Source organism: Vibrio sp. Vf1514 (assembly GCF_052076135.1).
Taxonomy (GTDB): domain Bacteria; phylum Pseudomonadota; class Gammaproteobacteria; order Enterobacterales; family Vibrionaceae; genus Vibrio; species Vibrio furnissii.
In genome coordinates this window covers 912,580-932,294 of the sequence record NZ_CP197267.1, presented here as the reverse complement: position 1 = coordinate 932,294, position 19,715 = coordinate 912,580, and the positions used below count along the sequence as shown (strand labels likewise).

The 19,715-nt window shown below is 49.6% G+C and carries 21 protein-coding genes; 8 read left to right on the top strand and 13 right to left on the bottom strand.

The window, feature by feature from the left end:
• Window positions 1–41: 41 nt before the first annotated feature.
• The gene (locus tag ACS18Q_RS04370) at window positions 42–395 is read left to right on the top strand and encodes a hypothetical protein (RefSeq protein ID WP_004726603.1); all 354 of its coding nucleotides are present in this window, start codon (window positions 42–44) and stop codon (window positions 393–395) included.
• 90 nt (window positions 396–485) lie between these two features.
• Here the strand turns inward: ACS18Q_RS04370 and ACS18Q_RS04365 are convergent, their stop codons facing one another.
• On the bottom strand, window positions 486–932 hold the full coding sequence (locus tag ACS18Q_RS04365) for a YcgN family cysteine cluster protein (protein ID WP_441257430.1): 447 nt from the start codon (window positions 930–932) through the stop codon (window positions 486–488).
• A gap of 155 nt (window positions 933–1,087) precedes the next feature.
• Between ACS18Q_RS04365 and ACS18Q_RS04360 the strand changes: the two genes are divergently transcribed.
• Both ACS18Q_RS04360 and aqpZ read left to right on the top strand, forming a co-directional pair.
• Complete coding sequence (locus ACS18Q_RS04360; protein ID WP_038151358.1) at window positions 1,088–1,336, top strand: YkgJ family cysteine cluster protein; 249 nt, start codon at window positions 1,088–1,090, stop codon at window positions 1,334–1,336.
• A gap of 134 nt (window positions 1,337–1,470) precedes the next feature.
• Complete coding sequence (gene aqpZ, locus ACS18Q_RS04355) at window positions 1,471–2,169, top strand: aquaporin Z (RefSeq protein WP_014205499.1); 699 nt, start codon at window positions 1,471–1,473, stop codon at window positions 2,167–2,169.
• Between the two features lie 54 nt (window positions 2,170–2,223).
• Here the strand turns inward: aqpZ and recR are convergent, their stop codons facing one another.
• From recR to ACS18Q_RS04320, 7 genes are all read right to left on the bottom strand, one after another.
• Window positions 2,224–2,823 carry a recombination mediator RecR gene (gene recR, locus ACS18Q_RS04350; protein ID WP_004726607.1) on the bottom strand — a complete coding sequence of 200 codons (600 nt, stop codon included), beginning with the start codon at window positions 2,821–2,823 and terminating at the stop codon, window positions 2,224–2,226.
• A 15-nt stretch (window positions 2,824–2,838) separates the two neighbouring features.
• Window positions 2,839–3,168 carry a YbaB/EbfC family nucleoid-associated protein gene (locus ACS18Q_RS04345; RefSeq protein WP_004726608.1) on the bottom strand — a complete coding sequence of 110 codons (330 nt, stop codon included), beginning with the start codon at window positions 3,166–3,168 and terminating at the stop codon, window positions 2,839–2,841.
• A gap of 78 nt (window positions 3,169–3,246) precedes the next feature.
• Window positions 3,247–5,349, bottom strand: a complete 2,103-nt coding sequence (dnaX, locus tag ACS18Q_RS04340) for a DNA polymerase III subunit gamma/tau (RefSeq protein WP_441257429.1) — start codon at window positions 5,347–5,349, stop codon at window positions 3,247–3,249.
• Between the two features lie 21 nt (window positions 5,350–5,370).
• Complete coding sequence (apt, locus tag ACS18Q_RS04335; RefSeq protein WP_004726610.1) at window positions 5,371–5,916, bottom strand: adenine phosphoribosyltransferase; 546 nt, start codon at window positions 5,914–5,916, stop codon at window positions 5,371–5,373.
• A gap of 129 nt (window positions 5,917–6,045) precedes the next feature.
• Window positions 6,046–6,450 (bottom strand): YbaN family protein, encoded by a 405-nt coding sequence (locus ACS18Q_RS04330; protein ID WP_014205502.1) that lies wholly within the window; start codon window positions 6,448–6,450, stop codon window positions 6,046–6,048.
• 52 nt (window positions 6,451–6,502) lie between these two features.
• Window positions 6,503–6,634 carry a hypothetical protein gene (locus ACS18Q_RS04325; protein ID WP_004726612.1) on the bottom strand — a complete coding sequence of 44 codons (132 nt, stop codon included), beginning with the start codon at window positions 6,632–6,634 and terminating at the stop codon, window positions 6,503–6,505.
• Between the two features lie 188 nt (window positions 6,635–6,822).
• Window positions 6,823–7,926, bottom strand: a complete 1,104-nt coding sequence (locus ACS18Q_RS04320; protein ID WP_004726613.1) for a response regulator — start codon at window positions 7,924–7,926, stop codon at window positions 6,823–6,825.
• Window positions 7,927–8,166: 240 nt separating this feature from the next.
• Here ACS18Q_RS04320 and ACS18Q_RS04315 point away from each other — a divergent pair, with 240 nt between their 5' ends.
• The gene (locus tag ACS18Q_RS04315; RefSeq protein WP_038151361.1) at window positions 8,167–9,042 is read left to right on the top strand and encodes a LysR family transcriptional regulator; all 876 of its coding nucleotides are present in this window, start codon (window positions 8,167–8,169) and stop codon (window positions 9,040–9,042) included.
• Window positions 9,043–9,179: 137 nt separating this feature from the next.
• Here the strand turns inward: ACS18Q_RS04315 and ACS18Q_RS04310 are convergent, their stop codons facing one another.
• The 3 genes from ACS18Q_RS04310 to fadI form a co-directional block, all read right to left on the bottom strand.
• A complete protein-coding gene (locus ACS18Q_RS04310) occupies window positions 9,180–9,728 on the bottom strand; it encodes an NAD(P)H nitroreductase (RefSeq protein ID WP_441257428.1) in 549 nt (182 codons plus the stop codon).
• Window positions 9,729–9,866: 138 nt separating this feature from the next.
• The gene (fadJ, locus tag ACS18Q_RS04305; RefSeq protein ID WP_441257427.1) at window positions 9,867–11,993 is read right to left on the bottom strand and encodes a fatty acid oxidation complex subunit alpha FadJ; all 2,127 of its coding nucleotides are present in this window, start codon (window positions 11,991–11,993) and stop codon (window positions 9,867–9,869) included.
• On the bottom strand, window positions 11,993–13,300 hold the full coding sequence (gene fadI, locus ACS18Q_RS04300) for an acetyl-CoA C-acyltransferase FadI (RefSeq protein ID WP_004726617.1): 1,308 nt from the start codon (window positions 13,298–13,300) through the stop codon (window positions 11,993–11,995). The genes fadJ and fadI overlap by 1 nt, the downstream gene beginning before the upstream one ends.
• Before the next feature lie 518 nt (window positions 13,301–13,818).
• Here fadI and ACS18Q_RS04295 point away from each other — a divergent pair.
• From ACS18Q_RS04295 to ACS18Q_RS04280, 4 genes are all read left to right on the top strand, one after another.
• Window positions 13,819–14,394 (top strand): sigma-70 family RNA polymerase sigma factor, encoded by a 576-nt coding sequence (locus ACS18Q_RS04295; protein ID WP_172562352.1) that lies wholly within the window; start codon window positions 13,819–13,821, stop codon window positions 14,392–14,394.
• On the top strand, window positions 14,387–15,112 hold the full coding sequence (locus tag ACS18Q_RS04290; RefSeq protein WP_172562007.1) for a DUF3379 domain-containing protein: 726 nt from the start codon (window positions 14,387–14,389) through the stop codon (window positions 15,110–15,112). The genes ACS18Q_RS04295 and ACS18Q_RS04290 overlap by 8 nt, the downstream gene beginning before the upstream one ends.
• Window positions 15,113–15,343: 231 nt before the next feature.
• The gene (locus tag ACS18Q_RS04285; RefSeq protein ID WP_014205509.1) at window positions 15,344–16,606 is read left to right on the top strand and encodes an outer membrane protein transport protein; all 1,263 of its coding nucleotides are present in this window, start codon (window positions 15,344–15,346) and stop codon (window positions 16,604–16,606) included.
• A gap of 303 nt (window positions 16,607–16,909) precedes the next feature.
• Window positions 16,910–18,199 carry an outer membrane protein transport protein gene (locus tag ACS18Q_RS04280; protein WP_441257426.1) on the top strand — a complete coding sequence of 430 codons (1,290 nt, stop codon included), beginning with the start codon at window positions 16,910–16,912 and terminating at the stop codon, window positions 18,197–18,199.
• A gap of 28 nt (window positions 18,200–18,227) precedes the next feature.
• On the opposite strand, the gene ACS18Q_RS04275 is transcribed toward ACS18Q_RS04280, so the two are convergent.
• Window positions 18,228–18,704, bottom strand: coding sequence for a low molecular weight protein-tyrosine-phosphatase (locus tag ACS18Q_RS04275; RefSeq protein WP_238772524.1), 477 nt, complete (start codon window positions 18,702–18,704; stop codon window positions 18,228–18,230).
• A gap of 4 nt (window positions 18,705–18,708) precedes the next feature.
• Entirely contained in the window at window positions 18,709–19,272 is a 564-nt protein-coding gene (locus ACS18Q_RS04270; RefSeq protein WP_441257425.1) for a hypothetical protein, read from the bottom strand.
• Between the last annotated feature and the right edge of the window lie 443 nt (window positions 19,273–19,715).

Genomic DNA, 19,715 nt, shown 5'->3' with positions numbered 1-19,715 from the left:
CCTGTCGATATAGTGACTGAGAGACAATTTAGGAGAGATGTATGAACCCAGTAGGCGTAGGATCAGCACAGCTGTATTCCCCCCAAACGGTGAGATCTCAGGCGACGGCAAACAATGACGCCAAGTCAGAATCGGCGCCCCTCAAGGTTGAGCAAAATAAGGTCACCCTCTCTGAAGAAGGCAAAGCATTGCTGGCCGCACTCAAGGAAATTGAAGAGGGAAAAACCCCCAATATTCAAGATAAAAGCTTAGGGGATAAGGTCGAAGCCTTTACCTATGGCGCCTTGGGCATGGGCCATCCAGATGATGTGAAGAAAGAAGATGATTCGTCGTATTCGGCGGGGCAATATCTTTCCGCTGCGGCAACCGTCGGCAGTATTTTGTTACTGCTTTAACCGTTGATGGTCTTTCCGTGGCTCACATAGCAAAAAGCCAACCGGGCATGCGTATCGCATCAGACGGTTGGCTTTTTTGATCCGAGCAGCTTATAGGCTATCTCGTCCGGGATGGTTGATAATGTGGTCTTCCCAGTCGATAACATCAATTTCATACACCACTTTATTACGCACGCTTTCTTGAGCTGCGTGCATCGCTTCTTTTGAACCGGTGATCAACGGGTGCCATGGTGGCAACGTATCGCCTGCCGCCAGCAAACGGTAGGCACAAGTATCCGGCAACCAGTTGAACTCATCAATTTTATCGCGAGTCAGTTTCAGGCACTCTTCACCAGAAGTGAAGCGATTTGGGTAATCTTTACAAGCGCAGGTTTCGCTGTTCAGCCAGCTACAGGCGACGTTGGTGTAATACACCTCATCGGAGTCTTCATCCATTAGCTTGTGCAGGCAGCATTTGCCACAGCCGTCACACAGAGATTCCCACTCTGCTTCTGTCATCTGATCCAGCGTTTTACTTTGCCAAAATGGAGCACTCATCACTTCTGTTTTCCTGTCTTGTTTCAGGGGGACGATTTATACCTTCCTCCCCCACAAAGTTCAAGGATAAATATTCTGCGATTTCGCTGTGATGATCCGATATTTCTGTTAGGATCGGCGGCCTTATTGAGCGGATACACAAATACGAGGTCATGATGGATTGTCGATTAGGTTGCGGCGCCTGCTGCATTGCTCCAAGCATCTCTTCCCCGATCCCGGGCATGCCCAATGGCAAACCGGCCGGAACACGTTGTATTCAGCTCAACGAGAATAATCTGTGTCAGTTATTCGGCAAACCAGAGCGCCCCGCTGTGTGCCACCATTTCAAACCCTGCCCAGTGGTTTGCGGCAAAACCAACCAAGAAGCATTGGCTAATCTCACGGAATTGGAACAACTGACATAAACAACCAGTTTCACAATCTTTGTTTTTGCTAAACGACCTTAGTATTTGCAATATCCTGACTTTGGCTTATTCAATTCGCAGTATTTTCCTACCGAATTTTGGGACTTCCCATACACTTTGTAAGGTTAAAACTCATGAATAAGTATATTGCCGAAATGTTCGGCACCTTTTGGTTGGTTCTCGGTGGTTGTGGTAGCGCTGTATTGGCTGCAGGATTTCCGGATGTCGGCATTGGCTTGCTCGGTGTGGCACTCGCATTTGGTTTAACCGTTTTGACAATGGCATTCGCCATTGGTCACATCTCAGGTTGTCACCTCAACCCAGCCGTGACTGTTGGCCTGTGGGTTGGCGGCCGTTTCTCAACAAAAGACGTGATCCCTTACATCGTATTCCAAGTGATTGGTGGTGTGATTGCGGCAGCGATTCTATATGTCATTGCATCAGGTCAAGCTGGTTTTGATGTGGCTGCATCAGGTTTTGCTGCGAATGGTTTTGGTGAACACTCACCTGGCGGTTACTCTTTGACCGCCGCTTGGGTTTGTGAAGTTGTGATGACAGCTATGTTCCTGTTGGTCATCATGGGCGCCACTGACCGCCGCGCACCACAAGGTTTTGCGCCTATCGCGATCGGCCTGTGTTTGACACTGATCCACCTCATCAGCATTCCTGTAACCAACACATCTGTGAACCCAGCACGTAGTACTGCGGTTGCATTGTTTGTGGGTGACTGGGCGATTTCTCAATTGTGGCTATTCTGGTTGGCACCAATTGTTGGTGGTGCGCTGGGCGCGTTGATTTACCGTTCACTGCTGGCAGAAAAAGTCTCTGCTTAAGTGATTGAATGACACTCTGCTTTATAAAAAACCGCGCTTGAAAGCGCGGTTTTTTTACAACTTTTGTCGGCCGAGTAATGAGTGGGACAGCGTGGTGCCATCCACCAATTCCAGCTCGCCGCCGACCGGGACGCCGTGAGCGATTCGGCTGGCTGACACGTCATGTTCGCGGCACAACTCTGCAATGTAATGTGCGGTTGCTTCGCCTTCCACCGTTGGGTTCGTGGCCAAAATCACTTCGGAAATTCCGCCGCGTTGAAGACGAAAATCCAGCACATCCAAGCCAATGTCACTCGGTCCAATCCCATCCAGTGGTGACAGGTGCCCCATCAACACAAAGTAACGTCCGGAGTACTGGCCGGTCGCTTCCACCGCAGCGATATCTGCTGGGCTTTCCACCACACAAAGTTGGCCGTTTTCCTGACGTTTCGGGTTTTGACAGATGTGACACACCTCTTCTTCAGTGAAGGTGCGACATTCGCTGCAATGGCCGATTTCCACCATCGCCTGACTCAGAGCATCTGCCAGTTGCAAGCCACCTTTGCGGTCTCGTTGCAACAAATGAAAGGCCATACGCTGCGCTGACTTGGGGCCAACCCCAGGCAGACAACGTAAGGCCTCCATCAAATGCTCCAGCATATGACTGGTACGCATTAAATTAACTCGTCGTTAGAACGGCATTTTCATGCCTGGTGGTAGTTGCATACCGCCAGTCACGCCCGCCATTTTTTCTTTCTGAGCTTCTTCAACACGGCGCGCAGCGTCGTTAAACGCAGCAGCAATCAGGTCTTCCAGCATCTCTTTGTCGTCTTCCATCAGACTCTCGTCGATGTCAACACGGCGTACGCTGTGGCTACCAGTGATTGTCACTTTGACCAGACCAGCACCAGATTCACCGGTGATTTCCATGTTTGCGATTTCTTCTTGAAGCTTTTGCATGCGTTCTTGCATTTGTTGGGCTTGCTTCATTAGGTTGCCCATACCGCCTTTACCAAACATCTTTGTCTCTCTGGTTTGTCTTGATTGTTTTACATACTGTGGGGTTGATTGGTGTAAATCTCAAGCCCACAGTTGCCGTTAAATCGGTCTAACGCTGTCTTTATCAAGTTCAGCGCTAAAACGTCGCTCAATAAATTGTACCGTAGGATCAGCCACCAAATGGTCGATGGCTTGTGAGAGTTTGCCTTGGTACAGGCGCTCTCGCAGCTCAAGAGGCGTTTCACCGTCGTCACCAATCGTGACAGACAAATGGCAATCCTCTTGTAATTGGTCATTCAACGCTTGCAGAAGTTCACTCTGCGCTTTATCCGTATTGAGGTGCGCGTGCGAGGGGCGCAATGTCAGCTCAATCGACGCGCCACTCTTCTTATACGTTGAGTTCAATGCGAGCTGTTCCACCAGCTTCGCCGTATGCAAACGCTGGACAATGTTCGCCCACTCATCCAATTCAATCGCTTCATGAATCAGTTTCGCGGTCATTTCCGGCGTTTTTTCGTGTTCTAACGCGCGTTTGATCTGCGTTGGGGTTAACTCGCTTTTTTCCTGCGTGGGAGTCGGCAAGTTTTGCGTTGGTCGCCACTGATACGCTTCATCATCCGGTGTGTCGTCAACAGACGGCGCAGAATAAGGCGACATCTGCGCGGCATGTTGACCACGCTGGGCTACACGCTCAAGAACCGAGACCGGTTTAGCAGATGCCGCTTCAGGCTTTTTTGGATCCGTACCTTTCTGAGCCAAGCCTTGACGTTGAGAGCGCAGTTGATGACGCAATCCCACCACCGGTGATGGCTTATTATCACGCTCCGCCGTTTGTTGCGGCGTTGGTTGTGACGTTGCTTGCGGCGTCGGTTGCACGGGAGTATCAGCGTGTGACGCTCTGGTTGGTTGCGACTGCGGCCCTAGCTGTTGCATTGACGCGGGCTGCTGCATCGGCTCTGGCGCACTCGCGGCAGGATGAACCGGCGCCGAAGGCTGTGGTTTGCTTGGCATGGGTTGCGATGCTTGCGCAGCAGGCGTCGCCACGGGCTGACTCACTTGAGGCTGGCTTGGTGCCATTGCTGCCGACTGAGTCGAAATCACATGCGTGATCGATGCTTGAGACGGTCGAAACGCCATCATTCGCAAGGTAATCATTTCGATCCCGATGCGCGGCGTTGGCGACAACGACAAATCGTCACGCCCTTTCAATGCGATTTGGTAGTAAAGCTGAACATCTTGCGGCGTCAACGCCTTGGCCAGCCATTCAATGGTTTCGGCATCAGGCTGCGCTTTATCAATGCTCGAGGGCAATGCTTGATACATAGCAATGCGGTGCAACTGAGTGGCCAATTGCTGTAGCAATCCATCCCATTCCACTCCGTTTTGCGCCAAAGCTTCGATGCAATCCATCACCGCTTGCGGTTGCTTATTGCTCATCGCTTTCAGTAGGTGCAGCGCCTGATCGGTGTCGAGTGTCCCCAACATGTGAGACACCACATCCGGCTGCACTTGACCATTCCCCAGCGCAATCGCTTGGTCGGTTAAGCTCAGCGCATCTCGCATACTGCCGTCGGCCGCATGCGCAATCATCGCCAGTGCTTTGTGATCGCTATTGACCTGTTCGGCAGCCAGAATGTGTGCCAATTGATGCTGAATGTTTTCAACACTAATCGGTTTGAGATGGAATTGCAGACAGCGCGACAAAATCGTCACAGGCAGTTTCTGTGGATCCGTCGTTGCCAGCAGGAATTTCACGTACTCCGGTGGCTCTTCCAAGGTTTTGAGCAGCGCATTGAAGCTGTGACGAGACAGCATGTGCACTTCATCTATCAGATAAACCTTGAAGCGGCCGCGTGCCGGTTTGTACTGAACGTTATCCAGCAGTTCACGCGTATCTTCAACTTTGGTTCGTGAGGCCGCATCGATCTCCAGCAGGTCGACAAAGCGTCCCTGATCGATCTCTTTACACGTCGCACATTCACCACACGGTGTGGCGGTGATGCCGGTCTCACAGTTCAGCCCTTTGGCAAACAAGCGACCAATGGTCGTTTTACCGACACCGCGCGTCCCGCTAAACAGGTACGCATGGTGCAATCGGTTTTGCGCCAGAGCATTTTCTAAAGCCGTTAATACATGTGCCTGACCCACCACTTCATTAAATTTGGTGGGTCGCCATTTTCGCGCTAAGGCAAGATAACTCATGAAACCTTCCGATATGGGTGCTTAGTGACCTTCAAATTCACAGATGCTGTAAACGTTCAAGCCTAACCCTTCAAGACGCTTGTCACCACCAATTTCTGGCAGGTTAATCACAAATGCCGCGTGCTCCACTTCACCACCCAACTGACGGATCAGTTTGGTTGTGGCTTCAATTGTGCCACCCGTTGCCAGCAAATCATCAACCACGAGAACTTTGTCGCCCGGTTGAATAGCATCAACGTGAATTTCTAGCGTATCCGTGCCGTATTCTAGGTCGTAGGTTTGCGCAATGGTTTTACGTGGCAGTTTGCCTGGCTTACGCACAGGGACAAAACCCACACCCATTTCCAGCGCCAGTGGTGCACCAAATAGGAAACCACGAGCTTCAGTCCCCACAACTTTCGTGAAACCCATCTCTTTGTAACGATCCAAAAAGAGTTGAATCGTCGCCTGATAGGCTTTGGCATCTTCAAGCAGACTGGTCACGTCACGGAACAGGATGCCTGGTTTTGGATAGTCTTGAATGCTTTTGATGCTTGATTTGATCAGTGAAAGAGTTTCGGTTGTCATACTAATTTAACTTCGATTGGCCCGATGCGGTCTACGACCGAATCCGGTATTAAGGGTTCCGCCGGTCAATTTTTACCCTGCAGAAAAAACAAACGCCCACTCGAAGAGCGGGCACACTTCCACATAATGCTAGTGATTTTCTTGTTGGTTAGCAACCAGCTCGTGAGTTGGAAGTCGCAGAAAGCAGGTGATCAACACCACAAGGCCGACAAACAGCAGAGCTTTCAACCACAAATGAGGAACCACACTAATGGAAAATGCGAAACTGAGCAAAATCACGATGCAACCACGTTGCTTCACCCGTTTGGAGACGGCTTTGTGTTGCTGCCAGTTGGTTAATATGGGCCCAAACACGCGATGTTGATGCAGCCAACGATGAAATTTAGGGCTGCTGCGCATAAAGCACGCACTGGCCAATAACAGAAATGGGGTGGTGGGAAGAAGAGGAAGGACGATGCCTAGAATGCCTAAGCCAACACTGAGACCACCAACAATATTTAACAACAGGTGACGAATATTGATGGTGAACCTCACTTAAGCCAAACCCAACGTCGCACACGTGTCGACACTTGGGTTTGTGACTTGATTAAAAACCTGCGTAACCGTTCACAACGCGAATCCACGTCAGGGTCGCTGGAAGGGTTGGGATCAACAGGGCTGCAATAAAACCTAAAAAGTACAGCGCATTGTAAGGTTCTTTAAACTCTTTGTCTGCCATGATTCGCTTCTCTCGTGTAGGTGAGGCTTACTTTCAGTCCGGCTCTGAATACAGAGACGCGGATTCATTATTGTTTTGAGGCGCTGATGATACCTTAAACAATTTGCCACAAATACGGACAAAGACTGAGGTTATTCGAGGGGAGTTAAACCGCTCACACTCTGTAGGCAAGTGTGAGCGATACGGCGCTACGTGGAAGCACCTTGATAGATATCGAGGATAAAGCTACTTGCCCCCAAACAGCTAACCGACAACTGGCAAGCATTGTGAATCAGCAAGTCTTTGGTGATGAAATTTTTCATGCAGTTCTCACCCAGTTTTACGCCTGCGGCGATGTGCTGCGTCATGTAACCATTCGACCATTGGCTATCGAGCCCTGCCGGCAAAATCGACAACGTCCCGTCACTCAAATTAGCGAGGCCAAACACCGCAGCCACCGGCTCCGCGCAATCGGAACACTCAATCGCCCGTTCAACGATCTCCGCCAGATCTTTTAAATCAGCGTTGAAGCTACGCAAGTTGCGCAGGTAATCGTGAAACAGTGCACGCACCAACAGAGTGCTCGCGACACCTTTGTCGTCGTCACTGGCAGAATCAACGATGTAGAATGCAAACTGCCCATTCATGAGCCACGCATAATCAAACACCAAGGGCATGACATCGGTCGATTGCAGCAAACGGTAACTGCATTTCCACGCGCCCTGCGTCGTGTCTTTCTCCGGCAACAATGCGTGCAGTAAATCTCGCGCCGCGCTGGGATTGTCCCGCAGATATTCTAAGTGCCAATGCAGCTCCTGCTCTTCGGGTATGTCTCCCCCCCCGTCGACTCGGAACCATTGGCTTGAGAAGTCACGCTGATCCGTGATGTGATGCGAAGCATCCTCCAACGTGCTTTCAATTGCGCAACCTAAGTGTTCGTGATTTCCAATCGGTTTGGCGAGAAAATCTTTGATGCCGTAGCGCAGCGCCTTGGCGACATCCGACATTTCGTCAGTGCCAGACACCACAATCATGGGTAAGGAGGGGTACTCCAAACTCACTTCTTCTACGAATTCAATGCCATCGAGTACCGGCATCGACAGATCGCACAACACCAAATCGGGCGCTGCGTGTCTCAACTTTCTCAGCCCATCCAGACCGTCTTCCGCCTCCATCACCTTGTAGCCTTGCGCTGACAAGTAGCCGCTGGTGATCCGCCTGAAGATCGGATCATCATCCACCAACATAATCAGCTTTTCAGGCAGGGATTCTGGAGCCGAGAATTCTTTAGCCCTGATGTGAGTTTTATACATAGCTTCTACCTCACTATGCTCTTCCTGTTCACAATCTATTTTATTGTTATAAGATGGTTTCATACGTTACTTAAAAAGTAGTCATGAAATAAGATTTATACAAATATTCCACTTTGCACCGCAGTTGCATACTATATGTATGGAATATCACGAATCGGCCAACAAGTTGACGTGACTCAATCTTTGACAGCTGATATCCGTATAAATTACTCAAATTCGTAAAATAATGTGTCAGGAACAATGAAATTAGATGACCTAAACCTCTTTCGACTGGTTGTCGAAAATGGAAGCTACACCGCCACTTCCCGCAAGACGATGATTCCTGTAGCGACCATCACCCGACGCATTCAAGCGCTTGAAGATTCACTGAATCTACGACTTTTGAATCGCCACGCTCGCAAGCTATCACTGACTGAAGCCGGAGAACGTTTTTTTAGTGACTGTTCACCGTTATTGCAACGTCTGGCTTCAATGGCCGAAGAAATTACCGACGAATGTCGCGGTGCATCTGGCAAAATCAAAATCTCGTCACCGTACAATTTGACGAAGCGCATGATGATGCCGATGTTCAATGAGTTTATGAAGCAATACCCAGAAATCAACATTGAACTCACCACCAGCAACCACGCGGATCAACTGGACCCAACCGAATGGGATGTCATTTTTCGCGTCGGCCCACAACGCGATTCCAGCCTGATTGCGAGAAAAATCAGTGAAGTCAAAGACATCCTGGTCGCAAGCCCTGACTACCTCACCAAACACCCTGCCCCAACGCACGCTGAAGAACTGAGTAGACATTCCCTGTTAAAGGGCTATCCATTGCTGAAATGGCAATTGAGCAATTCCAAAGGGGAAACAGTTATCAACGGTGACAAAGGCCGTTTTCAAGCCAATGCGCTGAACGTGGTTCGAAGTGCTTGTTCAGAAGGTTTGGGCATTACGCTAATGCCGGATGTGATGCTGCGTGAATTCATTGCAGATGGCAGTTTGGTCAGAGTCCTGAGTGATTGGAGCGCCAACCCGCGCGACATTTACATGCTCTACAACCACAAAGACCATCTACCTGAGAAAGTGCGCCTGTTTATCGACTTCGTGATTGCCTACCACATTCACTAAGTCATCGTGACTCAGCAGAGAGTCACGAAGAAAACAAACCGATAGAAAAGAGGGCCACAAGGCCCTCTCTGTTTAAGATCTCAACCGCAGTCAGTGAGACCGTCTGTTAGAACGCGCGTAGTATTGCAGTAGTGCGATTAGAGAAACTCCACAAACTGGCTCAGTTCGCGCTCTGGTACTTTCATCGGCGTCGTCGCTGGCGTACCTAAATAGAGAAAACCGACGATTTGATCGTCACCTTCCAGCCCAAATGCCTGATGCACTTGTGGGTGGAACATCCAGTTTCCAGAGCGCCAGATGCCTTGATACCCTTGCGCAATCGCAGCCATCTGCATCGCCTGCACCGCACAACCAGCCGATAAATGCTGCTCAAACGCGGGCACCTTCTCATGCGGCGTGACTTTCGCAATCACAGTAATGACCATGGGCGCGCGAAACGGCGCATTCTTCACTTTGGTCACCACCGCATCATCGCTGTGATCGCTTAAGGCCGCATTGACCAAAATATTCGACAGCTTCTGCAAACCGCTTCCTTGAGCGATCACAAATCGCCAAGGCATTAAGTTGGCGTGGTCAGGCGCACGCAGCCCCGCACGAATGATGTTTTCCAAAGCCTTTCCTTCCGGCGCAGGCACCTCAAGTTTGGCAACTGAGCGACGGTGTAACAGCAGTTCAAGCGCATCCATGTTGAATCCTTCTTACTTCTTGATATTGCAAATTATGCTAGCACACTCCACGGCAAGACACGCAAGACCAATGTGCAAGACGGCGATAAAAAAACGGGGCCAATGCCCCGTTATTTGTCGATGCGCTCACTGCGTGGTTTAGGCTGGATAGAAACGCTCATCCAAGCCTGCACGGGTCAACAAGCCATCGCACGGCGCAAAACGATCGCCATATTTCTCGGCATGTTGGTTCATCAGCTCGACCAGCTTTTTCATGCCAATGTGGTCCATGTAACGGAACGGGCCACCGAGAAACGGCGGGAAACCGATGCCGAAAATCGCCCCAATATCGCCATCACGCGGGCTGCGAATAATGCCTTCGTCCAAGCAGCGCACCGCTTCATTGAGCATCGGCAAAATGCAGCGCAGCGCAATGTCTTGGTCGCTGAACTTCGATTCCGGCGTCAATTTCAGCAATTTATACACGGACTTATCGACTTCCTTCTTCTTACTGCCTTTGTAACTGTAGAAGCCTTTGCCTGATTTGCGCCCTTTGCGGCCATCGTTGAGCAACGTATCAAACACATCTGGCCCTTGGAAACGTGGCCCCAGTTCGTTGACCAAAATCGGCATGATCTTCGCGCCAATATCAACGCCCACTTCATCGAGTAGCGTAATCGGCCCGACCGGGAAGCCGAAGTCAAGCAGCGCACGGTCTAGGTTTTCAATCGGTTCACCCGCCATCAGGATCTGCGCCGATTCATTCATGTAGGGCGCCAGAATGCGGTTGACGTAAAAACCCGCGCAGTCTTTGACCACGATGGGCGTTTTCCCTTGTTTGCGCGCCAAAGCCACCACGGTCGAGATGGTTTCATCTGACGTGGTATCGTGCGGAATCACTTCCACCAGCGGCATTTTCTCCACCGGGCTGAAGTAATGTAGGCCGACGATATTCTCAGGGCGCGCGGCCTTCGCGGCAATGTGATGAATCGGCAGCGACGACGTGTTCGTCGCAAAAATGGTGCTCGCTTTCGCGTTGGCTTCAATGTCCGCCACCATGTTCTGTTTCAGAGCCAGATCTTCAAATACCGCTTCGATGACCACATCGGTGTGATTGAAGCTGGTGAAATCGATACCGCCAGACAGCTGGCTCATTTGTGCCTGCAATTGCGCTTTGCTAAGAATGCGACGCTTGCGCTGCTTATCAAACAGTTTGTAGTTGTAATTCAGTGCATTGAGAATGCCGTCGTTGGACACATCTTTAATACGTACCGGCACTTTGGCTTTTGCTACGCTGACATGGCTAATCCCCGCGCCCATCAATCCGCCGCCCAGCACGCCAATACGATTGACAGTCAGCGGGGTCGCATCGGTGCCGTTCTCTTTCTTCATCTCGGTGGTGGCAAAGAAAATCGACCGCAGCGCTTTCGATTCCGGTGTCATCACCAGTTCGCCAAAACGTTTGGCTTCCAGCTCTAGCCCGGCCTTCATGCCCTTCTCAAGGCCATGTTGAATCACTTCCAAAATCGCTTTTGCCGCTGGGTAATTTCCGCGCGTCTTTTGTTCCGTTTTCTTGCTCGCCTGATCAAAGATCACTTTGCGGCCAAACCCGGTCTGAGACATCAGCTTTTCTTTGGTCGTCAGTTTGACTTTGCCTTTCTTCTTGCCGTTTTCGTCGATGAAACGTTTTGCCACATCAAGCAACACGGTATGTGGTACAAACGCATCCACCACGCCCAGTTTCTTGGCCTTTTTGGCGCGCAATTGCTTGCCCGTCAAAATCAAATCCAGTGAAGGCAACAAACCAATCAGGCGCGGCAAACGTTGCGTCCCACCAGAGCCTGGCAGTAGACCCAACATCACTTCCGGCAAACCGAGACGCGTTTTATCGTCATCAGTACACACGCGATAATCACAGGCCAGCGCCAATTCCAGACCGCCGCCCAAACAAGGGCCATGAATCGCGGCCACCACGGGGAATGGTAGATCGGACAACTGCTGGAACATCGCTTGGCCTTGCGTGGCCAACGCTTGAGCTTCCGGTGCAGACGTACACGCTTCCAGCATGCGCACGTCAGCGCCCGCAATGAAGTTGTCCGGTTTGAGCGAATGCACAATCAACCCTTTGAGCTGACTTTTTTGCGCGTCGAGCTGTTTGAACACGGCCTGCATGTCGTCGGCAAATGCCGCCTGCAAGGTATTCATTTTTTCTCCCGGCACATCAATGGCCAGCCACGCAATGTTCTGCTCATCCACACTCAGATGAAATGCTTTCGATTGGCTCATTACTCCACCTCCAGAATCATTGCTGCGCCCAATCCACCCGCGGCACACGCGGTATTCAAGGCCAAACCGCCACCACGACGTTTCAATTCACGCAATGTTTGCGTGATCATGCGCGCGCCCGTTGCCGCAAAGGGATGGCCATACGCCAGCGACCCGCCCAACACATTAAATTTATCCATATCCACTTCGCCAATCGCTTGGCTGCGACCCAAACACGCCTGCGCAAATTTGTCGCTGGCAAACATTTTCAGGTTGGCCAACGTCTGCGCGGCAAACGCTTCATGCATGTCAATCAGCGTCAGGTCGGCAAGTGTAATGCCAGCGCGATCCAGCGCCAGAGGCGTGGCGTAAGACGGCCCCATCAGCATGTCTTTTTCCACACCGATGGCAGAGAATGCATAGGAGCGAATGTACCCAAGGATCTCAAGCCCCAGCTCTTTCGCACGGCCTTCACGCATCAACATGATGGCCGCAGCACCATCGGTCAGCGGCGTACTGTTTGCAGCCGTCACGCTACCGTATTGGCGATCAAACGCCGGACGCAATTTGGCGTAGCCTTCTAGCGTGGAATCCTGACGAATGTTGTTGTCGGTATCGATCCATTTTTTGTACGGTTCTGGAAACGCGGTCATCACTTCATCGCGAATCTTGCCGTCTTTCCAAGCTTGCGCCGCCAGTGTGTGCGACCGATGCGCCAAGGCATCTTGATCCTGACGCGAAATACCATGCGATTTCGCCATTTGTTCAGCCGTTTGGCCCATGGACAAACCGGTGGAATACTCGGCCACCGCAGGCGGCACTGGCATCAGATCTTTGAGTGACAAGGATTTCAGTACGCTCAATTTCTGGCCCAAGGTTTTGGTTTTGCTCAACGCCAGCAAGCTCGACGCCAGTTTCTTAGACACACCAATGGGTAAAACAGAGGAAGAATCCGCACCACCTGCGATACCGATATCAATGGTACCGGCCATAATGCTTTCTGCGACGTTCACCGCCGACTGAAAACTGGTGGCACAAGCACGAGTGACACTGTACGCATCGGTATGAATGCTCATCCCAGTACCCAGTACAATTTCACGCGCAATGTTCGGCGCTTCGGGCATCTGTACCACCTGACCAAACACCACTTGTTCAATCAACGCGGGATCGATATCCGTTCTCGCCAGCATTTCGCTCACGACCATTTTGCCCAAATCAACAGCTGGCACCTGGCCAAATTCTGTACTTTGACGCGCAAAGGGAGTTCGTAGACCCGCTACGATCGCCACACGTTCACCGGAGCGTGTTCTCACTTCCTGTTTGCCCATTGTTTCTCCTTAGAATAAGAGGTCTGACCTGACGCATTGTAACGAGATTGTTAAGACAATCAAACAACTGTTTAAATAAACGTGATATTTGCAGCGAATCACTTGTTAAGTGTAGAAGAATCAAAGAGTTTATGGGTTTGGCTTTTGTCAAAGTAGGTCGAGGGTGTGGGAAACAAAAATCGGAGGCAAAAAAAAACCACACAAAGTTGTGTGGTCGGAATGTTTTTAAAGCAATTAACTTGCGCCAATTGAAAATAATCAGTTTCCTGATTAGGAGAAAGTAAAGTCAGCCTTCAAAAGGAAGTGTCATCTTGCTCAACACGTTAGCCGCAAAGACTAACTAGATGACAGGAGCTACTATAACCGTATCAAGGCATGAGATTTTGGCTTAGATCAATTTTATCGTGGTTTTGTAACCCCAACGCCGCCTAAACTTGATTCAAAACAATCTCTGAGCACATTTCGAAACTGAATAGTATTTGTGCATTCCTCCTTCTGAACGGATCTGGCGTGATCAACTGGAGACTTTTGTGTCGCTACTCAAAATATTTGGAAAGAAAAGTTCCAACCGTCCGGTCAATAGCGGTATGGACAGACAAAGAAAATATGAAGCACTGGTTCGTGCTTACCATCGCGATCTCTATCGCTACGCTTACTGGCTGTGTAAAGACCAAAGCGTGGCGCAAGATCTGGTGCAAGAAACCTGCTTACGGGCGTGGAAATCGCTCGACAGTTTACAAGATGAGAAAGCCGCAAAGTCGTGGCTGATTACCATATTGCGGCGCGAAAACGCACGGCGGTTTGAACGCAAACAGTTTGACTTGGTGGACATCGATGACCACAGCAACGAAGCCAACGTTTCAGATGATGCACATCATCAACAGGAATGGCTGCACGCACAAATCATGAAACTGGATGTGGATTACCGAGAGCCGCTGTTTTTGCAAGTGATTGGGGGCTTTAGTGGCGAGGAGATTGCTGAGATACTGGAGCTGAATAAAAACACCGTGATGACCCGACTATTTCGGGCACGCAACCAACTCAAAGAGATGTTAGATTCTTCAGAGAATTACAGGGGGCAGCAAAATGGATGATTTAGAATTTCGCCGCCGCATGTTGTCGGATCCAAAGCATCGCGACAAAGCGATGCAAGAGGCCATTGCTGCGCATGAAGCAAACAGCAAATTTGCCGACGACGTGTTGAACCTGGATGCAAGAATTGCTGAAGTAATGCGAGTCGAGGTGCCCGATGGTTTGGCAGATCGTATCTTGTTCAGCCACAGTTCGGCTGCCGATAACGTTGTGCGTCCGCGCTTTGTACGCCGAGCCATGGCGATGGCTGCATCCGTGGCGTTTGTCGTCGGTTTAGCGGTAGGACAAGTCAATTGGGGCAACCTGCTCGTGACGCCAGCACAGGCGAGTCTTGCAGATATCGCCGTTAAGCACGTTTTAGACGAAGAAGTGTTTGTTTCTGTATTAGATGAAGCGGTTAGCTCCCGCCAAATTAATGCGAAGATGCAACCTTTCGCCTATCACCTCAACGGGACCTTCCCGTATCACGTGTACTACCTCAACCATTGCGGATTTGGTCATGCCAATGCTGTTCACATGGTTTTTCAAGGTGAAAAAGGCAAAGTCACGCTGTTTTTGACCGCCATGGCCAGTGAGCAAAATGTCCAGTTCGATAAGGCTGGCATGTCCGGTATCATTGAGCCCATCGGCCACATGAGTTTGATACTCGTCGGTAATCAAGGCGAAAATGTTGCGAAAATAGCCGAACATCTGATGCCGATGATAAAACCAGCAAAATAACCCCAACCCGCTCCTTGAGCGGGTTTTTTAATTGTTAAAATAGAGTTAAAACTCTAAAAAATCACATATCCGAGCATTTTCATGCCAAATGGTCATCATTTCTATAACTTTATCATCCAATTAGACAATGGTCGGATTTCTATACTCTATACTTGCGTCTAGTATCAGCCACCAACTGAGCAATTGCTCAAAACAAACGCCCAAAGAGGCGAATAATAAGGAAAAGTCCAAATGAACAAGACGCGTCTGTTTAAACAGTCACTCTTAGCAGTGACCGTCTCTCTCGCTACGCAGCAAGCAATGGCTGCGGGCTTCCAGCTCAACGCTCAATCTGCCACAGGCCTTGGCCGTGCATTCGCCGGTGATGCCGTTATCGCAGATAACGCAGCGGTGATGTCACGTAACGCCGCTGCCATGGCTCTATTTGACAAAACATCGATGTCTTTGGGTTTTGAAACCATCACGTCGATGATTGAAGTTAAAGATGGCACTTACACCAATGCTGCAGGCCAATCTTCAAACGCTGATTATGATGATGCAGGCACGACTTCTGTTGCACCGAACATACACCTGATTGTTCCAATAAACGAAAAGTTTGCATGGGGTGCTGATGCATACACCAACTTTGGTACCAAAACCAAGTACAGCAGCTCTTACGCTGGTGGTGAGTTTGGCGGTGAAACTGAAGTTTTAAGCGTAAACTTCGGCTTAGCCGGTTCATATCGTCTGAATAAACAATGGAGCTTTGGTGCCGGTATTGATGTCATTTACGGTCAAGGCACCTTAAAACGTAGCTTTAGTGATAATTATTATACTGGACCTGTCGTTGATGCAACCACGGGTATGCTCAACGCGTTAAACGGTTACGACGCTGTAAATGTTGACAAAGCTGACGGATGGGGCGTGGGCTTCAATGTGGGTACAGTATGGGAGCTGGATGAAAACAACCGTTTCGGTTTAGCCTATCGTTATAGCCCAGAGATCACAGCAAAAGATGGCGACAAAGAAGTAAAACTGCCTCTACCAGATATCGCTGAATTTTCTGGTTATCACCGAATTGAAAACACCAGCTTCGCGCTACACTACAGCATCCAATATATTGGTTGGAACCGATTCGATAAGATTGAATTTAAAAATGAAAACGTTGACGAAAAACTCTACGAGTGGCAAGACGGCTGGCATTATGCCATTGGAGGTACCTACTACCTAAATAAAACTTGGACGCTACGCGCAGGCTATATGTATGACACTAGCGCTCAAGATAAGATCACGTCAATTTCAGTTCCTGATTCAGATCGTCAATGGTTCTCGACAGGTTTCACTTATCAAGTTGATGAACAGTCTAATGTAGATTTTGGCTTTACCTACCTATTGGGTAAAGATGTTGACGTATCTGAGTCAACCACCGTTTCTGGCACAACTGTTTCGACCTTTACTGGTACAACGCACGCTGATGCGATCCTATTGGGCTTACAATACAGCCGTACATTCTAAGCAAAATAGTCGATAGACAACTCACTTTAAGGGCTGGATTTCCAGCCCTTTTTATTTCTGGAATGCTTTCACCCGATTGAATTTTGGCGAACACTTGTGTTCCCAAAGGCGCCCCCCGCCCTACAGTTGTACGCCGAAAGAAGAATAACCGTACGGTTTAAATCAGTTACTTTCGCTATTTATCCATCAATTAGCAGATTTTATATCCAAACAAGTCCAATACAGTGTTTTTTATTGTTAAAGCAAAAGCTCTAGTTTTAGACTTTACGGTCATCCATTCAGATAAATTCAGCGAACAATATAATGAAAACCAATAAGAAATTTCTTTCTATTGCAGTAGCATGTGGTCTAGCAAGTGTCTCAACTCTCTCTCAAGCAGCTGGTTTCCAGTTAGCAGAATACTCTGCAACCGGCCTTGGCCGAGCGTACGCTGGTGAAGCTGCCATGGCTGACAACGCAGGCGCACAATGGCGTAACCCTGCCATGCTTACTTATCTGAAAGGCACCCAATTTTCAGCAGGCGCACTGTACGTGAACCCCAATGTGGACGTCGAAGGCGATGTGAACTTTTACGACAAGACCTCAAGCGCCAGCTCTTCTGATTACGCCAATGATGCTGTCATTCCAAACTTTTATCTGTCTCACCAACTGAGTGACACACTGGCTGTTGGCCTGGCATTTGGCACCAACTACGGCATGGAAACCGAATTAGATTCTGGGTTCGCCGCGAGCCATTTTGGTAATGAAGCCATGGTGAAAACCATGGAAGCCAACGCCAACATCGCCTACAAACTGACAGAAACCGTTAGCGTGGGTGGTGGTGTTCGTTTTGTGAAAGGTGAAGGCCACTTTGGCGCCAAATCACCCGCACAAACTGAAGCGCTTGGCCTTGCTCAAGGCACAACGTTGAAATACATGGAAGGCGATGACACCAGCTGGGGCTGGCAAGCAGGCGCTGCATGGCAAGTGACGCCGAGCAACCGCATTGGCTTTGCGTATAAATCTGAAGTCGATTTGAAACTGACAGGCTCAGCAAACATGTATGTTCAAGCATACAATGCCGTGCTGTCTGATACCGGCCATATGATGCTGACACTGCCTGCAACGGCTGAGCTGTCAACCTACCACCAAATCACCGATCAGTTTGCGCTGCATACCAGCATCAACTGGACGGACTGGAGCAGCTTTGAAAAGCTGCAAGCAGAACTCGATACCATGGGTTCGGTGATGGTGAAAGAAGAAAACTGGAAAGACAACTACCGCTTTGCCGTTGGTGCGACCTATCAACTTGATCCGAAACTAGCGCTACGCACGGGTGTCGCCTACGACACCGCTGCGGTGAGCACTAAAAACCGTACAATCACCATTCCAGAAACTGATCGTATTTGGCTAAGTATCGGTGCAGGTTACGACATCACCGAACAGCTCACCCTAGACGCTGCATTTACCTACATTTTCGCTAAAGATGCCGACATTTTGGAATCTCGTGGCTATGCTTCCGATGACAAAGCCGAGGCGGTGGGTGGCCAATTTGACGGTCAAATGAGCGGCAACGTATGGATCGCCGGTATCCAAGCCAGCTACCGTTTCTAATTATCCTTGATACCCAAAAGGCCAGTGTTCAACACTGGCCTTCTTGTTTGAGTTGAAAAAGCAATTGCTCGGACGCTTCTTCAATCAGATCCAACACCATTTCAAAACCGTGCTCTCCGCCGTAATAAGGGTCGGGAATTTCATCATATTCCGAATGGCCAAAACTCAAAAATAGCGCCAATTTATGTTGATATTCAGATGGGCAGCGCTGTTTTAAATCCGACAAGTTGTCGCGATCTGCAGCCAAAACAAGGTCAAAATGAGCGAAGTCATCATTCGTCACTTGACGAGCGCGCATCCCAGAAAATGAATAACCACGTTTTTCTCCCGCCGCTCTTGCGCGTGCATCGGGCAGGTTCCCTTGGTGATAGCCAATGGTGCCCGCAGAATCGACCTCGATCTCAAGCCCCAATTGCTGCGCTTTGTGTTTCAGCACCGCTTCTCCCGTTGGAGAACGACAAATATTTCCCATACACACAACCAATATGGCAGTTTTACGTTTCATCCACTCATTCCAGTTTGTTTTTAAAAAGTGTACGCGCCATCTGATCGTATTGCAGTAAAAGTTGCATTAACTCATTCACTTTGCTTTGCCAAGTCGGCCACTGGTGGCGGTAGTATGCTCGGCGCTCCTGTTTATACGCCTCACAACGTTCTCCAGACGCCAAGCTGTCTGCCTCCACCAGCGCGTTGATCAAATAGACACGCGTAAACGTCGGGAATGCCTGTCGACGCCCCACACGTGACATCAATTCGGCATGGCCGCCTCGTGTCAGCGCAAAACCATCAACAAGAACAGGGATCAGCGATCGGAAAGAAGGAGCAAGGACACGATCCAAGTGTTGCTGTTGCCACTCGGCATCAATAGCATCAAACAGACGGCGACGGCATACGTCTTGCGTCGCGGTATGGTCAAGATAAACGTAGCTGAGCCAATCTGCCAAGCATTGCGATTCTCGTGCCACGCGCTCAACCGCCAAGTGGATGCGTTGTGTCCGCGCTTCACACTCCATCATCACGCCATCCGTGTCGGCGCGGGGAAAGCGTGGGTTTGTCTGCACTGCACATTCCATTCTCGTTCTCCATCGGTGTAGATGAATCCGCAGTATAAAAGATACCTGTATATAATTACAGTATAAATTCACACACTGACGTTATGAACGAATCACACGACTTGATGGGTGGGTGGATGCATCACACAAAAAGAAAGGGCTAAGCAACAGCTCAGCCCTTTAAGCAAGCGAAGTGTATCGTGGAGATATTGTCATTGGTTTCATGACTGACTATAGATGACCCGTGGCAAATGAGTGACCCATTGGACGAAAAACGCGCAATATTGTCAACAACTTCAAATAAATTTGTGTAATTGACAGACTTATCACGTTGAGTAAATGCGATTCACACAACACATGACAGGTGACGCAATCTGGCGTTGATATCGCATCCCTCCGAATTTGAACTAAACTCATTGCATATCAAAAGAATAAGATCACAGAATCCATGCCATCATACATTC